We start from the raw sequence: 26,590 nt of genomic DNA on the forward strand, positions 1-26,590 counted from the left end.
TCAGCCGGCGGCCGCGAGTGTTTCAGCCTGCAAATCACGCAGGATCTTGCGGTTCACCTTGCCGGCCGGGGTCTTCGGCAGCTCGGCGACGAATTCGATCTGTCGCGGGTATTCGTGGCGGGCGAGCCGGGCGCGGACATGGTCCTGGATGTCCTTCGCCAGCCCTTCAACAGGTGCGCCCTTGAGAATGATGTAGGCCTTGACCACCTGTCCGCGGAGGCTGTCGGGCGCGCCGATCACCCCGCATTCGGCGACCGCCTGATGGCTGAGGATGGCGTCCTCGACCTCGATCGCGCCGATCGTCCAGCCAGCCGAGATGATGACGTCGTCGGCACGGCCGCCGTGGTAGAAATATCCGTCCTCGTCGACCCGGCCCAAATCCTTGGTCGGGAACCACTTTCCGCCCTTCTTCACCATCAGCTCGCCGGTCTCGCCGGGATCGCAGCGCGTGCCGTCGCCCCGCTGCACCTCGACCTCGACCCCCGGCACCGCCTTGCCCATGGCGCCGTCGCGCACCTCGAGATCGTCGGCGCCCGGGTAGTTGGCGATGATCACGCCGATCTCGGTCGTGCCGTACATCGAGCGGACCTTGGTGCCGAAGACGCGCTCGACATAGGCCGCGGTCTCGCTGTCGATGGGCTCGCCGGTGAACGAGAGCTTGTCGAAGGCATACGTGTACCTCTCCGCCTCGCCCGAGTTGCGCATCATCCGGTAATGCGTCGCGGCGGCGGTGAGGTTGGTGATGCGGAAATCCTGTAGCGCCTTCAGCAGCCGCACCGGGTCAAACTTGCCCGAGAAGGTGCCGGTCGAGACGCCCATGGCGAGCGGCGCCAGCGTGCCGTGCCAGAGCCCGTGGCCCCATGCCGGCGAGGACGGGCAGAAGAAGCGGTCACCCGGGCGGATGCCGGTTGCATAGAGCGCGGCGACCATCAGCGTGACGATCGAGCGGTGCGAGTGGTGCACCGCGGCGGGCAGCAGCCGGGTCGTACCCGAGGTGTATTGCAGCACCGCAAGATCGTCTCCCGCCGTATCCCAGTCGAAGGTCCCGGGCAGATCGTTCAGGCTGTCGAGGAAATCCGCGTCCGCGACGATGACGTTCCGCGCGCCGCCCTCCTCGGCCTCGGGGGCCTTCTCGGCATTGGTGAAGAACACCGTGGGCTCGCAGTCGGCCACCCGCAGGCGGATGCCGTCCGGGCCGAAGAGCGTGAACATCGGCACCGCAACGGCGCCGGCCTTCATCGCGCCGAAAAGCGCGCAGTAGAAGGGCAGCGAGGGCTCGATCATCACGGCGACCCGCTCGCCCTTCTGCACGCCGCGCGCCGTCAGGAAATGCGCGATCTGCGACGAGCGGCGCGAGAGCTCGGCAAAGCTGACGATCTCGTCCCGGCCATCCGCATGGGCGATCCGAAGCGCGACCGCCTCGCCGTCTACGTGACGGTCGATGCACTCATGCGCGATGTTGAACCGCTCCCGCGTGCCGTCGAACAGCTCCCACAGACCCGCTTTCGAGTACTGCGCCTGAGCGTCCGCGTAGGACGTGAAATCCGTCAGTCGGGTCATCCGATCCTGCCTCCCAGCCTCTCCTCCGAGCGGGACGCGGTTTTTGCGTCCCCCTCGTTGACAAGGGTAGGGATCGAGACGGATTATTGTCAATACGCTATTCTTATTGTATATAGACAATAAAATGCCGCCGAAACGGGAGGGTCAGATGGCCGAGGACGACAGCAAGACAAGCAGCAAGAGGCAGGTGCCCGCCGTCACCCGAGCCATTGCAATATTGAGGTTTCTTGGCCGTTCACCCGAGCCCGTGGGGGTCAATCCCATCGCCCGCGAGCTGGGGCTGATCCCCTCGACCTGCCTGCACATCCTGCGCGTGCTGCAGGACGAGGGGCTGGTGGACTTTGATTCGGCGACCAAGCGCTACTCGATCGGAATCGGCATCCTGCCGCTGGCCCGCGCGGCGCTTCAGCGCAACAGCTTCTCGGCGCTGGTGCAGCCCCGGCTCTCGGCCCTGTCGCAGGAGTTCGGCGTCACCGGCATCGCCACGCAGCTTGCCGAGCCGTCGCAGATGGTGGTGGTCGCGCTCTCGCAGTCGTCGATGCCCTTCCGCCTGCAGGTCGACCTCGGCAGCCGCTTCCCCGCGCTGATCAGCGCCACCGGCCGCCTCTTCGCCGCCCATGCCGAGATGCCCGAGGACCGGCTGCGGGAAAAATTCTCGCGCCTCGTCTGGGACCACCCGCCCAGCTTCGAGGACTGGCGCGCGCAGGTGGCCGAGGCAAAGGCGCAGGGTTTCGCCGTCGACCAGGGCCTCTACATCTCGGGCGTGACGGTCGTCGCGGTGCCGGTCTTCGGCGCCGACGGGCGGATGATCCGCTCGCTGGTCGCCATCGGCATCTCCGAGCGGCTAAAGGACGGCGAGGTGCCGCGCCTCGTGCGCGCGATGCAGCAGATCCGCGACGAGCTGCAGCACACGCAGATCGCGGTGGGAGCTTGAGCCATGGCTGACGCCCCGCTGTCCCTCGACGACTGGGAGATCGTGAAGATTAAGGGCTTCGCCAGCCTCGTCGGCCCGCTGCTGCGGCCGGTGGCACGCGATGTCCGTTCCCGCTTCGGCCTGCAGACCAACGAGATGCACGCCAACCCGATCGGCTCCATCCATGGCGGCGTGCTGACCACGCTGCTCGACCAGGTGATCGCCATCGCCGCCTGGAACGCGGCGGACCGCCAGCCCACGGTCACCGTGCAGATGGACACCCGCTTTCTCGGCTCGGCGAAGGCCGGGGATTTCCTCGAGACCCGCGCCGAGATCCGCCACCAGACCCGCTCGCTGATTTTCGTCGACGGCGAGGTGCTGCGCGGCGACACTCCGATCGCGACCGCCACGGCGGTGATGAAGATAGCTGCAAGAGCAGGAGCAGACGCATGAGCGCCCCCCCAGACCGACACCCGCAGCGGCCCGCTTTCCGGCGTCCGCGTGCTCGACTTCTCGCGCATCCTGTCGGGGCCCTACGCCAGCATGGTGCTGGCCGATCTCGGCGCCGAGGTGATCAAGATCGAGCCGCTCGAGAAGGGCGATGACACCCGCGGCTTCCCGCCCTTTATCGGCGACATGAGCCACTATTACATCGCACTGAACCGCAGCAAGAAAAGCCTCTCGGTCGATCTCAAGAGTCCCGATGGCATCCGCATCGCGCGGGAGTTGGCTGCGCAGAGCGACATCGTGCTGGAGAATTTCCGCCCTGGCGTGATGGATCGGCTCGGGCTCGGTTATGCCGCGCTTAAGGCGGAGAACCCCAAGCTGGTCTATTGCTCGATCACCGGCTTCGGCAAGAACAGTCCGCATGGCAACAAGCCTGCCTTCGACATCGTGGCACAGGCGCTCTCGGGGGTGATGAGCGTCAACCGCGAGCCGGGGCAGGCCCCTAACAAGCTCGGCCTGCCACTCGGCGACATGGCGGGCAGTTTCTTTTCGCTCTTCGGGGTACTGGCGGCGCTGCACGAGCGCCACGTCACCGGTCAAGGCCGGCACGTCGAGGTCGCCATGCTCGACAGCCTGATCGCCATGCAGGGGTACCTGTCGCAGATCTATTTCGTCACCGGCCAGACGCCGCAACCCGTCGGCACGCAGCACCCGAGCATCGTGCCCTACGGCGCCTTCGCCACCGCCGACGGCCATGTCATCGTCGCCTGCCTCACCGAGCGCTTCTGGCACAACTTCGCCCGCTGCATCGGGCGCGAGGAGCTGATCGCAGACCCGCGTTTCGCCGCCTACGAGGCGCGGCTGCAGAACCGCGCGGCGCTCGAGCCGATCATCCTTGCCGAGATGGGTCGCGAGAGCACCGCCTACTGGCTGGAGCGCCTGTCGGAGTTCGACGTGCCCAACGCCCCGATCCTGTCCATCGCCGAAGCACTGGAGCAGGAGCATGTCGCGGCGCACGGGCTGATCGAGAGCGTCGAGCACCCAGAGCTCGGGCCGATGCGACTTGTGCGCGGGCCTATCTTGTTTGATGGCGTGGGGCCGTCGCCCGCCGATGCGCCCTCGCGGCTCGGGGAAGACACGGCAAAGGTGCTTCAGGGCAGGCTGGGCTATAGCGAGGCACAGCTAATTGAGTTGGAACTTCGAGGTATAATCAAGGCACATCTTCCTATGGCCAGTAAACACCCAGTGAAGACGGGCTAGGAAATAGTAAACTTTGAACTGGTCACTTCCGACAACGCTGAGCGTCCTGCGAATAATCTCTGAGTGCGGGGCTGTTTCAGCAAAATCGACCTTATCCGCGCTCTCGCGTTTGGGAACATGGCCGGAAAGTTCCAATACCCGACGCATTGGTTACCGCTTACTCGGCTCATGCCGCCGGGCGTGAACTGCGCCATCCGGCAAGTCCGAAACGCCAACCGTCCGACAGGTGGCTTGGGTGATGCACCGCGCTTGAGAAAAACCGATGGGGGCACGCCCCTCCCGGGATAGAGGGACAGTCCAGAGCGGACGGCGACGGCCGACGTAAGTCCTATCACTGACCGGACCAATAAAAAGGCCGGCGCACCCGCGGAGCGCCGGCCTTCCCGGGAGGCGCGGACCTCAGTCGGCGAGGAGGGCCACCGGGCGGCACCAGCCGGCCGAGCCGCGGGCGACCTTGACGGGAAAGCAGATCACCTCGAAGCCGGTGTCCGGCAGCTGATCGAGGTTGGCGAGCTTTTCCATGTGGCAGTAGACCGTCTCGGCCCCGGCCTTGTGGCCTTCCCAGAAGAGCTCCCACTGGCCGGTCGCCTTGGCCTTTTCCGCCACCGCCTTCAGCGGTGCGTCCCAGCTCCAGGCGTCGGTGCCGCAGATCTTCATGCCGCGCTCGGCCAGCCAGAGCGTCGCCTCGCGGCCGATGCCGCAGCCCGCGGCGACATAGCCCGGCTGGCCGTAGAGCGCACCGGCGCGGGTGTTGACCAGAACGATGTCGCCGGGCTGCAGAGCGTGGCCGATGCGGGCGAACTCGGCCTCCATCTCGGCGGCGCTGACCACGTGGCCATCGGGCAGGTGGCGGAAGTCGAGTTTCACGCCCGGGCCCATGCACCACTCGAGCGGGACCTCGTCGATGGTGATGGCGCGCTCGCCCTTGTTCATCGTCGGGTGGTAGTGCCAGGGCGCGTCGAGATGGGTGCCGTTGTGGGTGGTCAGCGTCAGCCGCTCCACCGCCGCGCCGGCGCCGTCCAGCTGGTGCTCGACCGGGATGCCGAACATCTGCGCATATTCGTGCGCGCCGCCCGAATGCTCCATGTATTCGATCTTTGGCCCCATGCCCGGCGGGTCGGCGGGCACCTCGTCGGTCAGCGTGACCGAAAGGTCGATGATCCTGCGGCTCATGTGCGGCCTCCGTTGATGACCTGCTGGTCGATGGCGCCGAAGAGCGGCGCGTGATCGCGGTCGCGGCATTCCATGAACACCCGGTCGCCGAAGCCCATGTAGGGCGTGCGCGGCGCGCCCTCGTCGAGCAGTTCGATCGCCCGACGCTCGGCAAGGCAGGAGGAGCCCACCTCGCGGAAATTCTCGTTCGACACGGTGCCGGAGCCCAGAACGGTGCCCGCAACAAGATCACGCGAGCGCGCGGCATGGGCGAGCAGCTGATCGAAGCCGTAGCTCATCGGGTAGCCCTCGGCGTTTCCGAAGGGCTCGGCATTGAGCTCGACCCGCAGGGGCAAGTCGACGCGTGCGTCGCGCCAGGCGGCACCCAACTCGTCCGGGGTCAGCGCGACCGGGGCGACGGCGCAGGCGGGCTTGGCCTGCACCCAGCCGAAGCCGGTCTTCATCTCGACAGGCGCGATGGCGCGCAGCGACCAGTCGTTGATCTGCACCACCAGCCGGATGCGCGCGGCGGCCTCGGCCGGGGTGCTGCCCATCGGGACGTGGTCGCAGATCACCCCGAACTCGCCCTCGAAATCGATGCCGTCCTCCTCGGAAGGCAGCGGCACGTCTTGAGTGGCGCCGAGGAAGCGGTCCGACATGCCCTGGTACATCAGCGGCCGTCCCGGCGGGTTGGGATCGAGCCCGAAGACCTTCTGCATGAGCGCGCCGTGGCTGTCATAGGCCGAGCCGTCGAGCCATTGCCAGGCGCGGGGCAGGGGGGCGAGGGCGCGCTCGGGATCGAAGGGCACGCCGCCGCCCGCGTTCAGCGCGGCGTATTGCTTCTCGAGAGCCGGGGCGAAGGTGTCCCAGTCCTCCATCAGGAGGCGCAGGCTCTGCACCGCGGTGGCCGGGGTGCAACGCGTGTTGTCGCGGGAGACGAGGTGCAGCCGCCCGTCGGGGCTGCCACCCTCAAGCGTGGCGAAGCGCATCTCAGCCCTCCGCGCTCAGCCGGCCGCCGAGCGTCTCGGCAAACCAGTCGGCGATGAAGTTCCGCCCGTAGGTCATGTTGTCGGCGCCGACGTGCTCGACCCCGCCCTCGCGGTCGGTGAAGATCTTCAGCTCGCGGCGCGGGGAATTCACCAGCTGGTCGAAGCTCTGGTGCGCGTAATCCAGAGCGATCTGCCGGTCATTCGCGCCATGGGTGACGAGGAAGGGCACCTTGATCTTCTCCATCTGCCCGTCGAGGCAGAAGCCTTTGGCCTTGCCAAGGAACTCATCCATGTCCTTGGCGCCGAAGACCCACATCACGTGGTTCCAGTAATGCGGCACCGGGTTCTCGCCCTCGCGCTTGAGGCGCTTCTGTTGCACCTCGGCCCAGTTGTGGTTGGCGCCCCAGACCGCGCCCGAGGCAAAGCGCGGCTCGTTGGCGCAGACCCGCGGCGCGTAGTAGCCGCCGAGCGAGATGCCGGTGATGCCGATGCGCGCCGCGTCCACCTCCTCGCGCGCGGCGAGCCATTCGTAGACCGGGGTGCCCCATGCCTCGCTGTCGAAATGCGCGGGCAGGTCCTGCAGGCGCAGGCTCTCGCCGGTGCCGGGCTGGTCGACGCAGAGCGTGGCGATGCCGCGCTTGGCCAGCTCATGCGGCAGGAACGACCAGTAGAGCAGCTCCTTGCAGCTATCGAGGCCGTTCAGGTAGACCACCGCCGGGGCCGGGCCCTCGACGCCCTGCGCCGGGGTGTAGAGCGCCGGGATCACCTTGTCGCCATACGGGATCTCGAAGCGGCGCACGCTCTCGCCGGAATACTCGGTGCCCTTGAGGAAGTTGGAGAGGCCCTTCCTGTAGGTCACCATCCGCTCGGGATCGCCCTGGCCCTGCATGCGCTCGGCAAGGATGTAGTAGAGCGCCGCGCGCTTGAGCTTGTCGCCGGCCGAGAAGAGCTTGCCCTCGGCCTCTTCCTCGGTGGCGATCTCGGTCAGCTTGTCGGCGACGCGCACCCATTCGACCATGAAGTCGCGGGTGCCCGCGTCTTCGCCGTTCTTCGCCTTCTCCAGCAGCGGCTGGCACATGTCCATGATCTCGCCGATCTCGGCCCCCGAGGCGAGCGCGATGGAGACCGTCAGGTTCCAGACGTAGTTGGGGAAATAGTTGAACATCGCCATCGGAAGGCTCCTTGGATCGTCGGGGGATGTGCGGGGGCGCGTGGCCCTCGAGCGGAGGGGTAATCGGCCTTGGCCCATTCGAAAAATGGAAAGGCATGATCCCGGGCATTCATGCGCTGAATGCCCGGGGAGGCAGGCGTCAGTAGTCCTGCAGGTCCTCGGCGATGGCGACCTCGCCGCCGTAGATGGCCGAGATCTGCTGCGCCCAGTCTTGGGTCATCTCGGGGGTGACGCGCGCCCCGGCAGCGATATGGGTCGCCACGACCTTGCCCACGTCCGCCGCGACGGCCATGCGGCCGATCTCCTCGGGGGTGACGTGGTGCGCCGAGAGGTGCTGCTCGATCTCGCCGACGAGGTGCTCGGGCGCGGTCTTGCGCACCGTATCCATGATCGACGGCAGGTCGATCAGTTCCGAGACCAGCAGGTCCGCGCCCTGCGCCAGCGCGATCACCGCGTCGGACCAGCCAGTGTCGCCGGTGTAGACGATGGTTCGGTCGGGCGTCTGGAAGCGGAACGAGAGAGACTCGTATTTGCTGTCGAGATCGCTGCCATGGGCAAAGCTGTAGTGGCTGTTCTTGGCGGTGGTCACGGTGACATCGCCAAGGGTGAAGGTCTCGCCGCCGCGGATCTCCTGCACCTGCACCAGCTCGTCCGCGGTCATGATCGTCGCGTCGGCCATGCCGTAGGCGGCCTCCATCGCCGGGCCCATGCCCTCGATCATGCCGTCGATCAACGCCTTGGTGCCCGGCGGGCCATAGATCATCACCGGCTTGTCGGGGTTGGTCTGGAAGCGCTGGCCGAGCACGGCGAGCAGCCCGCCGACGTGGTCGAAATGCAGGTGGCTCAGCACGACGTCATCGACATCGCCCATCCGCAGGCGCTTGGCCGCGAGGCGGATCGACAACCCGTCGCCGGCGTCGATGACGATGTTGCGGCCGTTGACCTGCAAGAGGTTCGCGGGCTGCGAGCGGTCGGCGCGGGCGATCGGCCCGCCGCCGCTGCCGAGCACGGTGAACGTGGTCTCGGCCATGGCCGGAAGCGCGGTGGCGGCAAGCAGCGTGAGCGCGGTTGCGTGGGTCTTGAACATGTGGGTCTCCTCCTCAGTACCGGGTCCGCCGCGGGGCGGACCCTTCTTCTCAATTTAGCGTTCGGCGCGGGTGCCGCGGGCAAAGCAGGTCACCGACAGGGCGGCGATGCCCACTGCCATGACCCCGAGCGCCCCGATCCCGAGGCTCTCCATCAGCATGCCGCCGACGATCGGGCCGAGCGCCGAGCCGGTCATCAGCATCGCCGGGGTTGCGGCGGCGGCGCGGCCGGACCTGTCCATGCGCGCCAGCAGCCCGAAGGCGAAGGTATGGGTGAAAATCTGCACCGCCACGAAGACCGCCGCGACCGGCGCCCAGATCGCGAAGGCGGTGGCAAAGGTCAGCGCCAGCGCCAGCGCCGCCTGCACCACGGGGCCGGCCATGACGACGCGGCGCGGCGAAAGGCGCTTTTCCAACAGCGCGGCAAGCGGCGCGGGGCCGACGAAGTTCACCACCCCGAGCGCGATCAGCGTGCCGACGATGGCTTGCGGCGCGAAGCCCCGGGCGGTGCCGATCACCTCGACGAAGGAGAAGACCATCGCCTGGTTGAAGGTCATGAGGCTCACCCCCGCGACGACCGCCATGACGCCGGGCGCGAGCGGGCCGCGCGCCGCTGGGGCGTCGCTCCGGTCCCCGGCATCGGGGAAGGCGAGCAGCGTCGCCAGCGTCGCCACCGTCATGATCGCCCCGAAGCTCAGGAAGAGCGCCGCGCCGCCATGCTGGGCCAACAGCGGCGGCACCGCGCCCATGTAGATCACCCCGAAGAGACCGAGCCCGACGCCCGCGATGGCAAACAGCCGGTGCGGGTTGCCCGAGCGGCCCATGGTGCCATGCACGAGGCTCAGCGCCACGCCGTTCGCCATGCCGCCCAGCAGGTGCAGCGCTGCGAGCGGCAGGAAGGCGCTCTGACGCGCGGCCAACAGGAAAGCTACAGCGGCGAGCGCGAAGCCTGCCACCGCCAGCGCCTTGCGCGGCAGGCGGGTGAAGTTGCGTGCGGTCAGCACGCTCGCAAGCACCGCCCCGATCAGGAACAGCGTGACCAGCGCCCCGGCCTCGCGCGGGCCGAAGCCGAAGCGGGCGATCAGCGCGCCTACCCAGACCGGTAGCGCGACTAGGTCGACAAGTCCCGCGCAATGGCCGACCACGAGCGCGGCGGCCCCGGTCTTGGCTATACCCGGCGCAGCGCGCATCGCTGCCGGAGATGCTCCGGTATCACTCATTCAATGTCCTCCTCCCTGTACGCCGGCTCCCCCGCCGGCCGTTCATTATCCTGCCCCCGCGGGGACAGCGTGTTTGCCTTGGGTCAGACCGGCTCGGTCAGGGCCATCATCGAGCGCCCCATCAGGGCGTTGTGCTCGCGCTGGTCGCCGCCGGTGACCTCGATCTCCGAGAGGCGCGCCGAGTTGGTGACCACCATGCTGCAGCGGTCCCAGCGGCGCGCCTCATGCGCGGCAAAGGCCTCGGCCACGGTCCCGGCGCGGAGCAGTTCCTCGGCGAGGACCAGCCCGTCCTCCATGCCGATGCAGGCCCCGGCGCCGAGATGCGGCGTCGTCGCGTGCACCGCGTCGCCGATCAGCATGATGCGGCCGACGTGCCAGGGCTGCGGCAGCAGCATCTTTTCGAGCGGGCGGTAGATCAGCTTGCTGTCCTCGCTCAGCGCGTCCTTCACGGCTGAGAGGATCGGCGAGGGAAACTGGTCCAGCATCGCCTTCATGCGCGGGAGCAACTCGGACTCATCGACCCAGTCGTTGGTCGGGCGGTCCTCGGTGACGAACATGTAGCTGCGCCCCTCGGAAACCGGGTTGATCCCGACCTTCAGCCCCTTGCCGAGCCACATGTTGAGCGTCTCGACCCCCTCGGGCGTCGGCAGCTCGGCGCGCCAGACAGCCTGGCCGACATAGGCGGGCTTGGGAGCGTCCGGCATCAGCGTGGCGCGGGTCTTGGAGAAGAGCCCGTCGGCGCCGATCACCACGTCGTAGCGGCCCGAGGTGCCGTCGGTGAAACTGACGGTGACGCCGGTTGCATCCTCGTTGAGTGTTTCGAAGCTGCAGCCGAGCTTGACCGACACACCCGCCGCGCGGGTCGCCTCGGAAAGGATCGCCGCCAGCGCCGGGCGCATGATCGCGGCATTGCCCGGAAGGCCGGTGCCGGGCATCGGCGGGGTGGGGATGGTGACGATCACCTGGTCATTGTGCGGCATGCGCACCACCAGCCCGTCGGTTGCGGCGCCGGTAGCCTTGAAGGCGTCAAGGATACCGAGCTGGGCGAAAACCCGCAGCGTCGCGCCGTGCAGGCTGATCCCCGCACCGTAGCTGCGCCAGCCGGCGTCAATCTCGACCAGGTCGGTCTCGACGCCGCCGCGCGCCAGCATGATCGCCGCGGACATGCCCGAAAAGCCGCCGCCGATGATCAGAACTTTCTGTACCGCTGCCATGATCAGCCCTCCCGTGCTGCGCGTCCGGCGACCTGTGCCGGGACGCTGATGGACCCGTCCTCTGCCTCGGTGAGAGGCACGCGGGTCAGGTTTCTTCCCAGGCAGGGGCCCGACACGCAGGCCCCTGTTTCAATTTCAAAAAGTGCGCCGTGGGCGTGGCAGGCGATATGCGTGCCCTCGCCGTTCAGGTAGGCATCCCGGCGCCAGGCCATCGGCGTGCCGCCGCGGTAGTGCGGGCAGGCGTCCATGTAGCCATGCAGGCGCCCGCCGCGGTTCACCACGATGACGTTGCGCGGGGCGCCGGGCAGGGGCAGGAAGCCACGGGCGGTGCCCTCGGGGATGTCGTCCCGGTGGCACAGCCTCAGCTGGCCCGCGCTCATGGTTTTCCGGAACCGCCCTCGGGGCCGCCGCCGGGGGCCCATTTCTCGCGCCACTGCAGCAGGAACATCTGGCTCGCCTCGGGGCCGTTCGGTGCCTCGCGCGCGACCCATGTGTCGTCGTGCTTGTCCATGTCGGCGTCGTATTCGAAATGCACGCCGAGCGGGCTGTTGAAGTACCAGAACCAGTTCGAGCCGAACTTGTGGCGGCCCGGACCCCAGAAGCTCTGGTAGCCTTTCCGCACGAAGCGGTCGCCCGCCACCATCAGCTCTGTCGGCCCGCCCATGTGGAAGGCGAGGTGCTCGCAGCCCATCATGTAGGCGGGGGTGCGGATAAAGAAGAGCGTGTGGTGATCGTCGTTCGCCGCCGGGCGCAGGAAGGGGCCCGCGCCGGTCAACACGTCGGTGATGACAAAGCCGAGGCGGTCGCAGAAGAAGCTGACCATCTTGTCCATGTCGGGCACGAAGAGCACCACGTGGCTCAGAGATCGCGGCAGGGCGGGCATGTCGTCGGTCACGCCGAGCTCGTTCGGCGCGCGTTGCGCCGGGGCGCCGGGGGCGTTGATCTTCTCGGCGGGCATCGAGAGCGGGCGGCGGATGGTCACCTGGAAGCGCAGCTCGAAGCCGAGGTCGTCCTTGAACTCGATCGCGCCATCGGCCAGCCGCGTCACCCGGCGGTCCTTCGACATCTCGGCCTCGATCGCGTCGAGCGCGGCCATGTCTTCGACGCCGTAGACCTGCTGGCGCAGCATGTTCTTCGTCTCGAGCGGGGCGGGCAGCTTGGGGTCGCTCTTGGGGCGGATGATGACGCCTGTGCCGTCGAGCGTCTCGAAGAGCCAGCCGGTCTCGTCCAGTTGCACCGGCTTCAGGCCGAAATCGGTAAGGTAGGTCTTCGATCCCTCCAGATCGTCCACCCCGAACACCAGGTAGTCGGGTCCGATGATGCGCATGGTCAGGCTCCTCCGTCTGCCAGCACCCGGACGGAACCGGGTGCGAATCCTGCTTGCCAATCGTGTAGCTTTCGCAGAGGTATTTAGAAAATTGCTTCGATGAATGGCTGACATTGATGCTGTGAATTGCAGTCGGAGGAGTCCATGCGTTTCAACAAGCTCGACATGAACCTGCTGGCGGCGCTGGATATTCTGCTGAAGACCCGCAGCGTGACGCGGGCGGCGGAGGAGATGTTCATCACCCAGTCGGCCATGTCGAACGCGCTGGGGCGGCTGCGGACCTTCTTCGACGACCCTTTGCTGGTGCAGGTCGGGCGGGGGATGGAGCTCTCGCCGCTGGCCGAGACGCTGCAGGAACCGGTGCGCGAGATCATGATGCGGGTAGAGAGCGCGACGCGCATCCGCCCGGTCTTCGACCCGCTCACCGATGCGCGGACCTTCAACATCGTCATCTCGGACTACTCGCTGGCCGTGCTCGGCGCGCAGCTGTCGCGCCGGGTGGCAGAGGAGGCGCCGAACATCCGGCTCAACCTGCGGCCGCAGCACGCCGACCCGAGCAAGCTGCTCGACCGCGGCGAGGCGGACATGCTGATCGTGCCCGACTACCTCGGCGCCAGCGACCAGGAGCATGAGATCCTCTTCGAGGACGAGCTGGTGGTGCTGGTTGATGGCAACGGGCCGCATGCCTGGGTGGAGATGACGCTGGAGCGGTTCGCCGCCGCGCCGCAGGTGCTGATGGAGCCGCTGACCGGGCAGGAGAGCTATTCCGCCGTGGCGATCCGCAACGCCGGCATCGTGCCGCGCAAGGTGCTGTCATCCTACCTCTTCTCGTCGATCCCCGAGCTGATCCGCGGCACCGACCGGATCGGGCTCATCCAGCGCCGGCTCGCGCAGCTTGCAGTCGCGCGCGGCGGGATGGCGGTGCACCCCGCGCCCTTCCCGGTGGCGCCGCTGCGGCAGAGCATCCGCTGGCACGCGCACCGCACCCGCGACCCGGGGCTGATCTGGATGCGGGCGCTGCTGAAGGCCTGCGTGGTCGAGGCCGAGCAGGCGGGATGAGTGGGAGCGGAGTTCCCGCCCATTCATCTCGTGAATACATGAGCGCAGAATAATCAATTTTTCATTTGCGCCTGCCTCTCGCTAGGTTCGCGGAACAGAGGAGGAGTGCGGTCGCCGGGGGACGTTGCGACCGTGCGGAGGAGGAAAGGGTGACGTTGCAAGAGAGCCGCGCTCGCGGCGCCTGACGGCGCGGCGGGGCCCGGTTCGGCCGTCTCGCGGACGCACCGCGGGACGACGCGTCCGGCCGAGAGGCGACGGGGCGCGCGGGGCTTCGTCTTGTCTGAATGACGGCGCCGCTGCTGCGCGCCGAGTGACCAAGCGGGGCCGGAGGATGCCCCGCATCCAGTTGACATCAGTGGAGGAGCGAGATGCTCAAACTCATAGCGACCTGCGCTCTGGGCGCGGTAACCCTGTGCCCGGGAACGGCAGCCAAGGCGGAAGCGCCGCAAGCCAAGGGAGCCGGTGGCCCGCCGCCCCTGTCGATCCGCGTGCTGGCCAACATGGGCCGGAGCGGCCTGCTCGGGATCATGTCCTCGAACGAGCGCTACGGCGCGCTGCAGTCCCGCGTCGCCTTCGGGCGTGGCATGTCGGCGCTGGCGGACATCCCGGGCAACCCCGACGACGGCTATTCCGACGGCGTCAGCGAGCTTCTCACCCCGCTCAGCGCCATCATCCAGCTGAACAAGGGCCCGAGTGACAGCGCCTCCTACCTGCGCTTTTCCTCGGACAACCGCTGGTCGGACGCCTGGCGCACCGAGAACGCCGGCACCGAGATGGAGAGCGACAGCGAGGCGCATGGCCTTGGCGTGCAGTACTTCTACGCGCCGAGTGCCGACCTGATGCTGGGTATCGGGGTCGAGGTGAACCGCAACGAGGTCGAGATGCGCCACAATGGCGGCAGCAGCGACATCGAGTTCTGGGCGCTGCGCGCGGACATGCTGAAGGTGGTGAACGAGAACTGGGGCGTCGCCCTGCGCGCCGGCTGGTTCAACGAGACCGCCGAGACCAGCATTCCGCTGCCCTTTGCCACCATCGAGGCAGAACAGGACGCTCAGCGGGTCTACCTGCAGGCGGATGCGGTGGGCAGCTTCTCGAAGGCGGATATCGCGGCGCTGCCCGAGAGCTGGATCCTGCGCCCCAACATTGGCGCGGCCTGGCAGAAGACCTGGTTCGACGAGACCACCAACTCGCTCGGCGCGACGGTGAAGGGACCGCGCGGCGAGAGTACCGAAGACTACGGATCGGCCTATGCCAAGGCGGCGCTGCAGCATGTGGGGCAGGGGAAGATCCATCCCTTCGCCGGGCTCGGGGTCGACGTCGAATTCGTCAACTCCTACGACGATTACGTCGACGAGACGGCCTATCTCAACAGCTTCGCCGGGGCGTCGATCTCGCTCTCTCGTTCGGCGATGATCAATGTGAGCTACGGCCGCTACGATGGGTTAAACGGCAACCGGACCAAGGAGTCGCTGGTTGTTGCGCTTGGGGTGACCTTCTGACCGGCGGCGAACGGTCCCGAATAAGAAGGCAGCGCTCCGATAGCGATCGGGGCGCTGCCTAAGTTTCATACCTTTCGGCGTGTTTTCAGAGCACCATATTGGGCAGGCTCTTGACCTCGCCAGGTCCAGTGCTTCGGCGAGCCTCGCTCCGCCTAAGTTACAGTGCGTGGAGATCATCGCTCAGCTTCGTGCCACAGCTCGGCCCAATCACGCGCAGCATTTCGGCCCACGCTCCAAGAAGCTGCTCGGGTCGGATCTCAGCGCCAGGTCCAGTATGATTGGCCCGCCCTGGAGGCGCCGCCAGGGTGCCCAGAAGCGCTGCCAAGAAGCGATCCTTATAGGCGACAATTTCAGTGCCGTGCTTGAGGTCGCCGCCTGCCTCGGCGGTTTGTGTGAATCTGCAGCCGGTTCCCGAAATCACATAAGGTGACTTCCGCCAATGGAAAACAAAAACATGGCACATTAAGACACATATTTCAGCGTTATCCGTTGCTCGCAGAGTGAGGGCGTGGCCAAGGAGGTCGACGACATCGCCCGGATGCGCGGCCAGCGGGCTCGTAGTGACGGTTGGGGTCGGGTCTTTCATCGGTCGGAGCCTCCGTAGCTCAAAGCGTTGGAGACCCAGTTCCGCGTCGAATGGGATTCCCGGTGTGGGACTGCCCGTTCACGAAAGGGGTCGGGGCTCGCCCGGACAGTGCACCATCCCTACGCCAGTGTGAACTGGATCAGGTTCATCGGGTCACTGCGCTGCACGGGTGCCAGTGGTATCTCAGCCTCTTGTCGAGCCCCCCGGGTAAGTGCTGGCTGGCTGCGCAGCAAATGTGCCGATGTCAACGGTCGCGGTGCGCAAACCGACCTGAATTTGCACACCGGAGTTTCAGTGATTTGGGTATTCCGAGAGGACCGGGTTGCGTCGGGGCCTGCCCCAGGCGGAGGGAGACAGTCTTGAACGCGGGAGACCGGGGCGGCTTCATCGGAGCGGAAGTCATGGGCGCGCGGATGATCCCCGGTCTTCATCCCGCCGGACAGCCACTTATGACTCCGGACCGACGCGCCCCCCCCCCGAGAGAGGCCTGGGCCAGGGTCACGGCCGATCTGCGTGACCCAGTCGACCACTGCAAGACCGTCATCCTGAAGCCGGATGCCGAGCGTGCCACCGATACCGTGCCGGGCCATGGCAGAGCGGCATTGCCGAGCCACATCGAGCCCGGTTCACAGTCGGGCTGAAATCTCCGGCGGCCGTCCCGGAAGCCCCCTTTCAATCGTCATAAAGCAGAACTTGCTGACAAGGAAAAATCATGTGCGACGGTGGTCCCGAAGATAAGTGGGACGATGAAACCCATTTCGAGAAGGAATCTGTGCACGGAGAGCCGCTCCATGGGGATCGTGCGCAATGTATTTCTTCACACTCCGACAGCGACTTTCTGCGATGCAGTGATTTCTTTGCAGACGCTGCACGGCTTCTGGAGGCTCTCGAGTACCAGCGCAGCTACTCTCCGAGCGCTGACGACAAAGCGTGTGCGACGTTTATGCTGTCCGACTATGTCGCGGCGACAATGGAGGTTCTGGCCCCCCAGTTTCTGCATCATCGGATCGTGCCGTCGCTCGCACCGACCGATGTTGCGCTCAGCTTTCAGTCCGAGAACCTCCCGACCGACCCTCTCCGTCGGAACATGCGTGTCGTTTTTCTTTCTCCCGATCTCGCCACCGCTGGTGGCCAGCGAGACAGGCGCATCGCTGAGGACGAAGAAACCATGCCTCTCGCCGACGTCTTAAGATCAGAAATCGAACGCCATTTCGCTCCGCTGATCTCACATCTGAGCATCCTGTCCGGTCTGGCTCCATCTGCCTTCTGGCGGCTCGTGGCTGATTCTGTGGCGGCGGAATTTCTCTCGGTCGGCAGAAAGATGGGAGAAGAGGCGCTTGCGAAAGGTCTGGCGCTGAGGATCGTCAAGACAGCGGGTTCTCCGCTCGACAACGCGCAGCTCCATTTCTTCGACCTGGATCTGACCGCTGCCGGCGAGCCACAAAAGAAAATCTCTCTGCGCGCGCGGGGGGGGATGCTGCCGCTACTACACTGTCGAGGGCGGCAAGCTATGCACCACCTGCGTGCTGAAGGCGCCCGCAGAACGCGACCGTGATCTCCGGATCTCTCTTCGCCGCCGCTTCGGTCTGGACGGGTAGGCCAGGCAAGACGAATTCCAGAATTTTTCAGAATGACTGTCCCAAGTCCTGCGCTCCAAACGTCAGATGCATGAACGGATCAGAGCCGCCGCCACGATTCCGCGACAACCCTAAGAGATCGCAACGACGCGGGGGACAGAATGAAAAAGGATTACATGGCGTGGCGCCAAGCGACACGCCTGCGACATTCGGCCATGAATGTGGTATTTGCTGGAGCAGCGCTGGCAAGCGTCTGCATCGCCGGCGAGGTCCGGGCCCAGAATTTTCCAGCTCCGACCGAAGCGCAACACATTTCAGTGGTTGCAGGAACCTTGACGAAAGGTCTCAACGATCTGGCCAGACAGACCGGGCTTCAGATCCTCTACGATTCCGCGCTCGCGTCCCAGAGATCGACCCCCGGACTCAGCGGCACCATGTCACCGCACGAGGCGCTTGACCTCCTGCTTGCGGGAACGGGCATCGAGGCGCGCTTTGCCGGCGTCAATCAGGTCGTTCTCGAGCGCGGATCAGACGACCGCGCCACTATGGAAGACGGCGGCGCGCTCATGCTCGGCACGATCACCATCTACGGCAACCGCAGCGCAACGACATTGGGCAGCACCGACGCAAGCGTCGGTGTCGTCGGCTCGGAACAGATCCGCAATGGCCAGATCCGGTCTTTCCGGGACTCCTTCCGCAGGCTCGGGAACGTCATGGATGGCGACTGGACCGACAACGGCTTCATCATCCGCGGCGTGAATTCGGAGGGGCTGGTGCCGGGCGGTGCGCCTCTGGCGTCGCTCTATGTGGACGGTGTCCAGCAGACCAGCCATGGCACCCGGCGCGGCGCCCGCACCCTGTGGGATGTCGAACAGGTCGAGGTCTACCGCGGCCCGCAATCGACGCTCTCGGGGCGCGCGGCCATGGCCGGCGCGCTCTATATAAAGACCAAGGATCCTGTCTTCGACAAGGAGGCCGAGGTTTCGGGGACCGCAGGGTCGAACGGCCTGCGTGGCAGCGCCTTCATGCTGAACACCCCGCTTGTGGACGATCAGGTCGCTCTCCGCTTCTCCGGGGTTTTCGAAAAGAGTGAGAACGATATCAAGTATCCGACCTTCTCGGGCTTCAAGCATCTCGACGATTTCACCACGGATACGACCTACCAGATCCGGGCCAAGCTGCTGATAGAACCGAGTGACCTGCCTTCCACCCGTGCGCTGCTGAGCTACTCCTTCTCGCACGATGATCCTTATGTCCGCGATATCGGCGGGCCCGGGCTCGGCTTCGACTTCGATGATAAACGCGGGGATTTCACTATCCCTGCCTACGTCGAACATCGCCCGACCGATGTGCATAACCTCGGGCTCGAGATTACCCACGATCTGACGAACGCGCTGCGGTTCACCTCGATGACCGCCTTCAGCTACTCGGACACACAGCGGAAATCGCCGAATTACCGGAGCCCGGGCGAAGTGAACACCTATCACGGCTATTACCGGGACCATCTCGCCTCGCAGGAATTCCGCTTCAACTACGAGGATGAACGCCTCTCCTGGGTCGCCGGGCTCTATGCCGCCTACGAGCACGAGGACAATTACTACGACCGGACCATCTATGATTTCCGCAACCAGGTTCAGCGCAACGATACCTCAAGCGAGAACTACGCGGTTTTTGGCGAGGCGACATACGAAGTGGCCCCCACTTTCAGGGTCACGCTTGGCGGACGGCTCGACTACACGCGCCAGGACATCAGCCAATACCTCGAAAGGACGGAACCGCTGGGCGGGGTGACAACGGTCAGAACCGACTACTCCACGGATTTCGACGAATGGAATTTCGTCCCGAAAATCGCGATCGCGAAAGACTTCGGCCGGTCGCATACGGCAGGGCTGTCTTTTTCGACCGGTTTCCGGACCGGCGGGGCCTCCTATGACACGCTCAGCCAGTCTGCCTATACCTACGATCCAGAACGGGCGCGCACCATGGAACTGTTCTACAAGGGATCCTTCCTGGAAGACCGGCTCACATTGAACGCCAACCTGTTCCACACCCGCTTCGAAGACCAGCAGGTGCAGATGCAGCTGGACCCGGCAGACCTGCTGTCCCGCAAGATCGTCAACGCCGCCTCTTCGGAGTCCTGGGGGTTCGAGATCGAACCGACCTACCGCCCGAACGAACAGTTCGATGCGTTTCTGTCGATTGGATACGTCAACACCGAGTTCAAGGACTTCGAAGACGCCTCCTATGGTGATCTGTCGGGCATGTCCTTCCCCGAGGCGCCCGACTGGAGCGTCGGCATGGGGGCGAACTACCGTTTCAAAGACGGTTTCTATGTCGGAGCGGATGCAAAATACACGTCCGATTACCTCGCGCGACTTGGCTCTTTGCCGCATGACTACATCGACAGCCGCTGGCTGGTGAATCTCCAGGCCGGCTATCGCACGGAGAGATGGGAACTCAACGCTTTCGTCGAGAACGCGCTGGACGAGACCTATTTCGTCTACAACGACAACGACACTGCTGCGACGCTAGGTGAGGGACGCCGCTTCGGCGTCAATCTCAGCGCCAGATTTTGATGTTGCGGGCGCCGGGACCCTCCGGCGCCCGCCCCTTCGAGCAGGTTTTGAACATATGCGGCTCAGCGCACTCCTCGCTTCCATTTTCCTCGCCCTTCCCCACGCCGCTGCGGCCTGCGACGGCCGCGTTGTCGAAACCGGCGTGTTCGGCGCTCCGGTCTGCACACCCGCAGAGCCCGCACGTATTGTCGTGCTCGATCCGCAGATGGCGCTCGGCATGCTGTGGGAACTGGAGGTGCCGGTGCTGGGCGCGCCGCTGCTGTCGCTGCCCGACAGGAATGCCTCTGCCCGGGCGCGCGAAGAGGGCATCGCCGACATTGGCCACGCCCAGCAGCCCAGCCTCGAAAGCATCGTGGCGCTCGATCCAGACCTGATCATCGGCGACACGTATGCGCATGAGGGATTCTACCCGTCCCTCTCCCGGATTGCGCCGACCATCCTGTCTGCGCATGGCAACTGGAAGGATCATTTCCGCCTGCTTGCCCGGGTCACGGGTCGGGAGCAGACGGCGGCGGCCAGGCTGGAGGCCTACGAGGCCCGCGTTGCCGGCATCCGCAAACGCGTTCCCGCGGATCTGACGGTGTCGGTGCTGCGGGTGTCTCCCAACGGCTTCCAGGTCTATCTCGACGGGCCGATGGCCTATGCGCCCTATGCGGTGCTCGCCGAGGCGGGCATTCGGCGCCCGGCCTATGAGACCACCGAAGGCACGGATTTCCGCAAGCGCCCGGACTGGGAGGAACTGGCTGTGCTCGACGGCGACATTCTGCTGTACGTGGTCGCCGATGGCTATGATCCTGAAGGCGACGACGCGCTGGCTGCAAAAGTCGAGTCCGACCCGCTCTGGCAGATGCTGCCCTCCGTCGCCGCAGGCCGCGCGTGGCGCGTCGAGCGGTCGCAGTGGATGGGCTTTCACGGCGTCGCCTCGGCGCATGCGGTGCTCGACGACATCGAAAGCTTCCTGCTGCCGTGAAACATCAGAGAACTGCGGGCTTCGCGGCGCTCGGTTGCGCGCTCGCGCTGATCGTCGCCCTGTCGCTGATGCAGGGCGCGCAGGATATCGCGCCCGCGCGTCTTTGGCAGACGCTGCTTGCCGCCGACGGCTCCCGCGAGCATATCGTCCTCACCGGCATCCGGCTACCAAGGGCGCTGACCGGCCTGCTGGCCGGAGCGGCACTGGCGGTCGCGGGGGCCATCCTGCAGGCGGCCAGCGGCAACCCGCTGGCCTCGCCGGGGCTTCTGGGGGTGAATGCCGGGGCCGCGTTCAGCGTCGTTTTCGCCATCTCGATCCTCGGTGTCTCCGAGCCCGGCCTTACGCTCTGGTTTGCCTTTGCCGGGGCCGCCACCGCCGCGGCAGCCGTCTATGGGCTGGGCCAGTCCGCCGGGGGCACCACGCAGACGCTGCTGCTTGCTGGCGCCGTGGCCGGCGGCTTCCTCACCGCCCTGACGACGGTCGTGCTGATCTACGATCAGAACGCTCTGGATCAGGTGCGCCTGTGGACCGCCGGATCCCTCAGCGGGCGGCGCATGACGGATGTGGCAGCCATTGCGCCCTTTCTCCTTGCGGCGCTTGCGGCCGCGCTTCTGCTGCGGCGGCAGATCATGGTGCTCAGCCTAGGCCGCGACGTCGCGCACGGGCTCGGCCAGAATCGCAGGCTCTGGCTGGCGATTGCGCTGATCCTGAGCGTTCTGCTGTCAGGTGGCGCCGTCGCGCTCGCCGGTCCAGTGAGTTTTGTCGGGCTGGTGGCGCCGCATCTGGTGCGGCTGGTGGCGGGCGCCGACTACCGCGTGCTGTTGCCCGCCGCCGCCCTGACCGGTCCGGTGCTGCTGCTCGGTGCCGACACCGCCGGGCACTGGCTCTCCGCCAGCGCCGCCTTCCCTGTCGGGATCTCGACCGCGCTGCTCGGCGCCCCCTTCTTCATCTGGCTCGCCCGGCGCGGGACCGGGGGCGCCAGATGATCCGCCTCACTCTCGCCCTGGGCGCCATCCTTTCATTGCTCGCCGTCGCCTCTCTCGGCATGGGCGACATGCCGCTGCCCCTCGATCGGGTTCTCTCGGCTGTGTTCTTTCCGGGCGCGGACCCTGACGCGGCGCTCATCGTGACCGGCTTCCGCCTGCCGCGGCTGCTCGCAGCCTGCCTCGCCGGCGCGGCCCTTGCCCTGGCAGGCGCGATCACCCAGGCCGTGATGCGCAACGCACTTGCCGAACCCGGTCTGCTCGGGATCAACGCAGGGGCGGCGCTGTCGGTCAGTCTGCTGATTGTTCTGTGGGCTCCCGGCGTCTCCGCGCTGCTGCCCATCGCGGGCTTCGGCGGGGCGCTCGCGATGGCCGGCGCGATCTGGGCGCTGGCCTGGAGAGGCGGCGCGGCCCCCATGCGGCTTGTGCTGATCGGCATCGGCATGGCCGCGATGGTCAGCGCGGCCACGACCACGGTGATCACGTTCGGCGGGCTCACTCAGGTTCAGCGCATGATGATCTGGCTTGCAGGAAGCCTGAACGGGCTGGATTGGCCGCGTCTGAAACTCCTGGCGCTCTGGCTGAGCCCGGCCTTTCTGGCCTGCCTCGTCGCGCCGCGCGCACTCGACCTGATCAGGCTAGAGGACGGTCTCGCGCGTGGCCTCGGGCAAGCCATCGAACAGGCCCGATTTCTGCTCATCCTGCTCTGCGCGCTGCTGGCAGGCGCGACGGTCTCGATCACCGGGCCGATCGGCTTTGTCGGATTGATCGCACCGCATCTGGCGTGCAGGCTGGTCGGGCCAAGCCATCGCCGCCTGCTGCCTGCCGCGGCGCTTTTCGGCGCGGTGCTGGTGGCTGCCGCCGATCTGCTGGGCCGCATCGTCTTCGCGCCCGCAGAGATCCCCGTGGGGCTGGTCACGGCAATGGTCGGAGGCCCCTTCTTCTTCTGGCTCCAGCGAAGGTTGCGCCATGACCCCCACTAAACCGCCTGCCCTGAGCGCCACCGGTCTCTGTGTCGGATACGCCGGTATGCAGGTTCTGCGCGGGCTGGATCTGCGCATCGCACCCGGCACCTTCACGGCGCTGACCGGAGCGAATGGCAGCGGCAAGTCAACGCTGCTGCGCAGCTTCTGCCGCAATCTCCGTCCGACAGCCGGAACGGTCGCGCTTGACGGCATGGATCTGCGCACACTCCCGGCGCGCCGCATCGCTCGCCGGCTGGCCTTTCTGTCACAGAACCCGATGGCACCCGAGGGCCTGCCGCTGGCCGAACTCATCCGGCTTGGCCGCCATCCGCATCGCGGCCCCTTCGCGCGCTGGAGCCAGGACGACGCACACGCCTGCGCCGATGCCATGCGCATGACCCGCACGGAGGCCTTTGCGGCGCGAGCGCTCGAAACCCTGTCGGGGGGGGCAGCGCCAGCGCGGCTGGATCGCCATGGCTCTGGCTCAGCAGACCGAGATTCTACTGCTGGACGAGCCCACCACCTTTCTCGACCTTTCCCACCAGATCGAGGTCATGGAGCTGCTGGTGCGGCTGGTCCGGAGGGAAGGCAAGACGGTGGTTGCGGTGCTCCATGATCTCAACCAGGCCGCGCGCTACGTCGACCGCATGGCCGTCCTGCGGGATGGCGCGATCCTCACCGAGGGCTCCCCCGCCGAGGTCATGACCGCTGAAACGCTGTGGACGGGATTTGGCGTCCAGGCCGAAGTCCACCCCGATCCGGTCACCGGCTCCCCGATGGCCCTGCCTCGGGCGATGCAATCGGACCACAGTTAAAGGGCCGATGACGACTTCGCGACGGCCTGGACCTCCAGGCGCATTGTTCTGGCAAGCAAGGTCCTCTAAAGTCAGGCGCAACTCCCGAGCAAGGGTCACTCCGTGCATCGATGCCGTTGCCGGAGAAGACGCCCAGCCAGATGGCGACTGCACCGAACAGGGAAAGCATCATGCGCCTCGCGGCAGAGGACGTCGACGATTCAGATCTTCTGAACCAGGCGATCGTTCTTCACTATAACGATATCGTCGCGGCCGTCGCCCGGCGCGGCCACTGCCGGGGATCCGCCCGGGATATCGTTCACGATCTCTACCTGAAGATTTCGGACAATCCCGAAGTCCTGCGCGGCAAGCGCTCTCCCGGCAGCTTCCTCGCCCGCGCAGCGACCAATCTCGCGATCGACCGCTTTCGGCGGCAGAATTTCGAGGCGCGGCTCTTCACCGCCGCTGACGGTATCGTCGAAACGCTGCCAGCCGAGATGCCCGGGCCCGACCAGCGTCTCGAGACCGAAGCCAGGCTGCGCAGCCTGCGGTCGGCCATCGCGGAACTGCCGCCGCGCCGCAAGGCCGTGTTCATTCTGCACCGGCTCCACGGGTTCTCTGCGGATGAGATCTCTACAAAGCTCAACATCAGCCGCAATATGGTCGACCGCCACCTGCGCAAGAGCCTGATCCACTGCCTCAACCGGCTCGAGGACGAGGCGGACTGAATCTCCCTTCTGGCCACGGTCATTCGCGCTTAAGTCGGGGCGAGACGACAGGATGGGGCAACACGGGAAGGCGCATGCCGGACAGCCAGTCACGACGACAGCGACATGAAGAGGCCGCTGGCTGGGTTCTTCGCCAGAGCCGCGGCCCGCTGGGGCCTGCGGAGGAGGCCGCATTTCAGGCCTGGTTGACGGCCTCCGCAGCGAATCGACGGAGTTACGAGTCGGCACGGCACCTCTTTGGCGCAGCGGGACGGGCGATCGCATCAGACCCGGAACTCAGCGCCTTCGAGGCGAATCCGGCACGGCCGCGCAAGAAGATCGCCGTCATGGCGGCGGTATTTGCTGTTGGCCTTGCGGGCTTTTTCTGGGCCGACGGACCAATGCGACTGCGTGCGGATGTCGTTGCCAGGATCGATGAGTTGCCGAGGGTAACGCTCGATGATGGCACGGTGTTGCAGTTGAACGCGAGTTCCGCGATTTCAGTTGATTTCGACGCTGAAAACCGCAGCGTTCATTTGCTGCGCGGCCAGGCCTATTTCGAAGTTGCGCCCGATCGTGATCGTCCCTTTTCTGTCATCGCGGGCGATACTACGGTCGTAGCTCTCGGCACCGCATTCGTCGTACGGCTCGGACTGAACGACATCGAGGTCACGGTGACGGACCACAGCGTCCTACTGAAGCTTGACGATGATGACGGAACGCGAATGGAAGAGGGACAGCGAGGCAACTACAACATCGCCGGAGCGCAACTAGAGATCACCCCTGCCGACCGGAACCGCGCACTGGCCTGGCGTCAGGGCAAGCTTGTGCTTGATGACACCCCGATCGCCGATGTTATCGCTGAAATCGACAACCGCTTTGCCGGGCGGATCATGGTGCCGGATGAGCCGCTTTCGCAAAAGCGTCTGAGCGGGACCCTTGACGTCACCGACCCGCTTTCTGCCCTCTCCTTCCTGGAGGCAGCGCTTGACGTCAGAATGTTGCGGATCGGGCCGCTGATCTTCATCAGACCCGAGTAGGTGGTGCTGGGGAGGGACTGCGGGAACGGGTGCTGTCGCCCGGAAGCCGGTCGTGATCCATAAATGTATCTGGGTCGACGGGACGGCCTTCGAACGGGCGCAAGCGCCACAGGCATGCCCGACGAGGGGCCGACCCCGAGTTTGCAGGCCTGACGCCGAGCCTGTGATGTCCCGCCGGGAGGTGGGTGCGGTGACCTCAGTCAATCGCCATCAGACCTGCAACACATCTGGGTGTGTTGATTTCCACCCAGAACTGATGGGGTTGTCTAATCGCCTTTGTCGCGTCAAGCCCTGCTCGCCTGATTGCGTGCCTGCCGGATGCATGGTTGTCTCCGCGGTCGGTATTGGAGTGCGCCCCTGCGGATGGACATTCTCAGGCGGCGGTTTTGACCATGGCGCGGGCGTGGCGATCTTCGAACTGTGCAGGGCTGAGATAGCCCAAGGCTGAATGCAGGCGGCGGTTGTTGTAGGCCTCGATGAACCGGGGCAGGCCGGTGGCGATCACGCTTCCGGAAATCCCACCCAGCGCAGAAAGTCGCACGGCGACACCGACACCAGAGTGAACGAAGCGTGTTTCGTCGAGCCGGAACTTGCCCGTGAGGGTAGCTCCCATCGCCTCGCAGCGCAGTGTGGTGAGCAGCGAACCTTCCCAGAACCGCTCCACCACGTTACGTTTCCATTCGATCCACGCGAGATTGTCCAGGCCGGCACCGGGCAGCAGCGCAGAGAACACCGGACAGCCGGGCAGCGCGACTTGGATCGCAATCGGCAAGGAATCGGCAGCGGCCCTCCGCCGCGGCCAACTGCCCATAGACCAGGCCACATCGACGTCGAAGCGATCCATGACTAGCGCCTCGTGCTCCGCCTCCAGTGCGGCTATCTGCGCGGCGAGATCGGTCATGGGCGGTCTCCAGTTTGACGGTCAAATATGTGGACCCGCTCGGGTGGCGCGCAAGCCGAAACAGGAGCGCCGATGTCGGGGTTCGTGTCTGTTTCGACAAGCAACACCACCGGCTGCCGGGCGGCAGTGCATTCGAAGGTGAGCAGCGCCTGAGCCCCAGTGACCTCGGCAAGCTGAACGGAGCCGCGGATCGGCCCCTCGCCGAGGGCAAGGTCCTCGGGGCGGATGCCCAGGACAACGTCGCGTCCGTCTTCACCTGCCTTATTGGGGGGGCGCCGAGATCGGCACGGTCTCTCCCGTCTTCAGAACGCCGACCTTGCGACCATCCCGCGTGTCGAGGCGCGCATCGAAGAAGGTCATCGCTGGTGAGCCAATGACCCCTGCGACGAATATTTTGGCGGGCTGGCGGTAGAGCTCCTGCGGCCGGCCGACCTGTTCGATCCGCCCGCAGTCCAGTGCCACGATGCGGTCGGCCAGCGTCATCGCCTCGATCTGATCATGGGTGACGTATAGAGCGCGCGAAGGATACGAGTACGCCTGTGACCTGCTCCCCTGAAAAGTCCGCAGTTTGAAGTTAGCCTGTTCTCCAAACGAG

Annotated in this window: 24 protein-coding genes, 4 pseudogenes and 1 riboswitch; of the genes and pseudogenes, 15 read left to right on the forward strand and 13 right to left on the reverse strand. The window is 66.0% G+C overall.

Features of this window, described 5'->3' with window-relative positions; genetic code table 11:
- Window positions 1-1,560, reverse strand: a complete 1,560-nt coding sequence (locus CLG85_RS18970; protein ID WP_095880873.1) for an acetate--CoA ligase — start codon at window positions 1,558-1,560, stop codon at window positions 1-3.
- 148 nt (window positions 1,561-1,708) lie between these two features.
- Here CLG85_RS18970 and CLG85_RS18975 point away from each other — a divergent pair, with 148 nt between their 5' ends.
- The 3 genes and pseudogenes from CLG85_RS18975 to CLG85_RS18985 all read left to right on the forward strand — a co-directional run.
- The gene (locus tag CLG85_RS18975; protein WP_095880872.1) at window positions 1,709-2,494 is read left to right on the forward strand and encodes an IclR family transcriptional regulator; all 786 of its coding nucleotides are present in this window, start codon (window positions 1,709-1,711) and stop codon (window positions 2,492-2,494) included.
- A gap of 3 nt (window positions 2,495-2,497) precedes the next feature.
- Window positions 2,498-2,926, forward strand: a complete 429-nt coding sequence (locus CLG85_RS18980; protein WP_095880871.1) for a PaaI family thioesterase — start codon at window positions 2,498-2,500, stop codon at window positions 2,924-2,926.
- A 45-nt stretch (window positions 2,927-2,971) separates the two neighbouring features.
- A pseudogene (locus CLG85_RS18985) lies at window positions 2,972-4,180 on the forward strand (CaiB/BaiF CoA transferase family protein); the annotation flags it as partial.
- 399 nt (window positions 4,181-4,579) lie between these two features.
- Here CLG85_RS18985 and CLG85_RS18990 read toward each other — a convergent pair.
- The 8 genes from CLG85_RS18990 to CLG85_RS19025 all read right to left on the reverse strand — a co-directional run bounded on the left by CLG85_RS18990 (window position 4,580) and on the right by CLG85_RS19025 (window position 12,338).
- On the reverse strand, window positions 4,580-5,353 hold the full coding sequence (locus CLG85_RS18990; protein ID WP_260349855.1) for a cyclase family protein: 774 nt from the start codon (window positions 5,351-5,353) through the stop codon (window positions 4,580-4,582).
- Complete coding sequence (locus CLG85_RS18995) at window positions 5,350-6,321, reverse strand: fumarylacetoacetate hydrolase family protein (RefSeq protein ID WP_095883706.1); 972 nt, start codon at window positions 6,319-6,321, stop codon at window positions 5,350-5,352. Before CLG85_RS18995 ends, CLG85_RS18990 begins: the two co-directional genes overlap by 4 nt.
- 1 nt (window position 6,322) lies before the next feature.
- Window positions 6,323-7,492 (reverse strand): alpha/beta hydrolase family protein, encoded by a 1,170-nt coding sequence (locus CLG85_RS19000; RefSeq protein WP_095883705.1) that lies wholly within the window; start codon window positions 7,490-7,492, stop codon window positions 6,323-6,325.
- Between the two features lie 139 nt (window positions 7,493-7,631).
- Window positions 7,632-8,579: an MBL fold metallo-hydrolase gene (locus tag CLG85_RS19005; RefSeq protein WP_095883704.1), complete on the reverse strand. Its 948-nt coding sequence runs from the start codon at window positions 8,577-8,579 to the stop codon at window positions 7,632-7,634.
- A gap of 54 nt (window positions 8,580-8,633) precedes the next feature.
- On the reverse strand, window positions 8,634-9,797 hold the full coding sequence (locus tag CLG85_RS19010; RefSeq protein WP_260349856.1) for an MFS transporter: 1,164 nt from the start codon (window positions 9,795-9,797) through the stop codon (window positions 8,634-8,636).
- An 83-nt stretch (window positions 9,798-9,880) separates the two neighbouring features.
- Window positions 9,881-11,011, reverse strand: a complete 1,131-nt coding sequence (locus CLG85_RS19015) for an FAD-dependent oxidoreductase (protein ID WP_095881097.1) — start codon at window positions 11,009-11,011, stop codon at window positions 9,881-9,883.
- A 2-nt stretch (window positions 11,012-11,013) separates the two neighbouring features.
- Complete coding sequence (locus tag CLG85_RS19020; RefSeq protein ID WP_095881096.1) at window positions 11,014-11,391, reverse strand: Rieske (2Fe-2S) protein; 378 nt, start codon at window positions 11,389-11,391, stop codon at window positions 11,014-11,016.
- Complete coding sequence (locus CLG85_RS19025) at window positions 11,388-12,338, reverse strand: VOC family protein (protein ID WP_095881095.1); 951 nt, start codon at window positions 12,336-12,338, stop codon at window positions 11,388-11,390. Before CLG85_RS19025 ends, CLG85_RS19020 begins: the two co-directional genes overlap by 4 nt.
- A 144-nt stretch (window positions 12,339-12,482) precedes the next feature.
- Between CLG85_RS19025 and CLG85_RS19030 the strand changes: the two genes are divergently transcribed.
- Together CLG85_RS19030 and CLG85_RS19035 are read left to right on the forward strand one after the other, a co-directional pair.
- On the forward strand, window positions 12,483-13,397 hold the full coding sequence (locus CLG85_RS19030; protein ID WP_095881094.1) for a LysR substrate-binding domain-containing protein: 915 nt from the start codon (window positions 12,483-12,485) through the stop codon (window positions 13,395-13,397).
- A gap of 368 nt (window positions 13,398-13,765) precedes the next feature.
- Window positions 13,766-14,896 (forward strand): autotransporter domain-containing protein, encoded by a 1,131-nt coding sequence (locus tag CLG85_RS19035; RefSeq protein ID WP_095881093.1) that lies wholly within the window; start codon window positions 13,766-13,768, stop codon window positions 14,894-14,896.
- A 157-nt stretch (window positions 14,897-15,053) separates the two neighbouring features.
- Here the strand turns inward: CLG85_RS19035 and CLG85_RS19040 are convergent, their stop codons facing one another.
- Window positions 15,054-15,482: a hypothetical protein gene (locus tag CLG85_RS19040; protein WP_095881092.1), complete on the reverse strand. Its 429-nt coding sequence runs from the start codon at window positions 15,480-15,482 to the stop codon at window positions 15,054-15,056.
- Window positions 15,483-15,580: 98 nt separating this feature from the next.
- Window positions 15,581-15,698: riboswitch (TPP riboswitch) on the reverse strand.
- 727 nt (window positions 15,699-16,425) lie between these two features.
- Between CLG85_RS19040 and CLG85_RS27805 the strand changes: the two are divergent.
- The 10 genes and pseudogenes from CLG85_RS27805 to CLG85_RS19080 form a co-directional block, all read left to right on the forward strand.
- A pseudogene (locus CLG85_RS27805) lies at window positions 16,426-16,782 on the forward strand (IucA/IucC family C-terminal-domain containing protein); the annotation flags it as partial.
- Between the two features lie 127 nt (window positions 16,783-16,909).
- On the forward strand, window positions 16,910-17,080 hold the full coding sequence (locus tag CLG85_RS27810) for a (2Fe-2S)-binding protein (RefSeq protein ID WP_375796938.1): 171 nt from the start codon (window positions 16,910-16,912) through the stop codon (window positions 17,078-17,080).
- A gap of 140 nt (window positions 17,081-17,220) precedes the next feature.
- Window positions 17,221-19,635, forward strand: coding sequence for a TonB-dependent receptor (locus tag CLG85_RS19050; RefSeq protein ID WP_095881090.1), 2,415 nt, complete (start codon window positions 17,221-17,223; stop codon window positions 19,633-19,635).
- Between the two features lie 55 nt (window positions 19,636-19,690).
- A complete protein-coding gene (locus CLG85_RS19055; RefSeq protein ID WP_095881089.1) occupies window positions 19,691-20,605 on the forward strand; it encodes an iron-siderophore ABC transporter substrate-binding protein in 915 nt (304 codons plus the stop codon).
- Window positions 20,602-21,591, forward strand: coding sequence for a FecCD family ABC transporter permease (locus CLG85_RS19060; RefSeq protein WP_260349858.1), 990 nt, complete (start codon window positions 20,602-20,604; stop codon window positions 21,589-21,591). The genes CLG85_RS19055 and CLG85_RS19060 overlap by 4 nt, the downstream gene beginning before the upstream one ends.
- Window positions 21,588-22,571 (forward strand): FecCD family ABC transporter permease, encoded by a 984-nt coding sequence (locus CLG85_RS19065; RefSeq protein WP_095881087.1) that lies wholly within the window; start codon window positions 21,588-21,590, stop codon window positions 22,569-22,571. The genes CLG85_RS19060 and CLG85_RS19065 overlap by 4 nt, the downstream gene beginning before the upstream one ends.
- A 46-nt stretch (window positions 22,572-22,617) precedes the next feature.
- A pseudogene (locus tag CLG85_RS27460) lies at window positions 22,618-22,935 on the forward strand (ATP-binding cassette domain-containing protein); the annotation flags it as partial.
- A gap of 91 nt (window positions 22,936-23,026) precedes the next feature.
- Window positions 23,027-23,368: an ABC transporter ATP-binding protein gene (locus tag CLG85_RS27465; RefSeq protein ID WP_311735010.1), complete on the forward strand. Its 342-nt coding sequence runs from the start codon at window positions 23,027-23,029 to the stop codon at window positions 23,366-23,368.
- A gap of 116 nt (window positions 23,369-23,484) precedes the next feature.
- Complete coding sequence (locus CLG85_RS19075; RefSeq protein ID WP_260349859.1) at window positions 23,485-24,075, forward strand: RNA polymerase sigma factor; 591 nt, start codon at window positions 23,485-23,487, stop codon at window positions 24,073-24,075.
- Window positions 24,076-24,149: 74 nt separating this feature from the next.
- On the forward strand, window positions 24,150-25,094 hold the full coding sequence (locus CLG85_RS19080; protein ID WP_095881084.1) for a FecR family protein: 945 nt from the start codon (window positions 24,150-24,152) through the stop codon (window positions 25,092-25,094).
- A 373-nt stretch (window positions 25,095-25,467) separates the two neighbouring features.
- On the opposite strand, the gene CLG85_RS19085 is transcribed toward CLG85_RS19080, so the two are convergent.
- The 3 genes and pseudogenes from CLG85_RS19085 to CLG85_RS27470 form a co-directional block, all read right to left on the reverse strand.
- Window positions 25,468-25,995: a heme-binding protein gene (locus CLG85_RS19085; RefSeq protein ID WP_095881083.1), complete on the reverse strand. Its 528-nt coding sequence runs from the start codon at window positions 25,993-25,995 to the stop codon at window positions 25,468-25,470.
- Window positions 25,992-26,228 carry a TOBE domain-containing protein gene (locus CLG85_RS27815; RefSeq protein ID WP_375796939.1) on the reverse strand — a complete coding sequence of 79 codons (237 nt, stop codon included), beginning with the start codon at window positions 26,226-26,228 and terminating at the stop codon, window positions 25,992-25,994. The genes CLG85_RS19085 and CLG85_RS27815 overlap by 4 nt, the downstream gene beginning before the upstream one ends.
- Before the next feature lie 28 nt (window positions 26,229-26,256).
- A pseudogene (locus tag CLG85_RS27470) lies at window positions 26,257-26,590 on the reverse strand (hypothetical protein); the annotation flags it as partial.

It is taken from the genome of Alloyangia mangrovi (genome assembly GCF_002300555.2).
GTDB lineage: Bacteria > Pseudomonadota > Alphaproteobacteria > Rhodobacterales > Rhodobacteraceae > Salipiger > Salipiger mangrovi.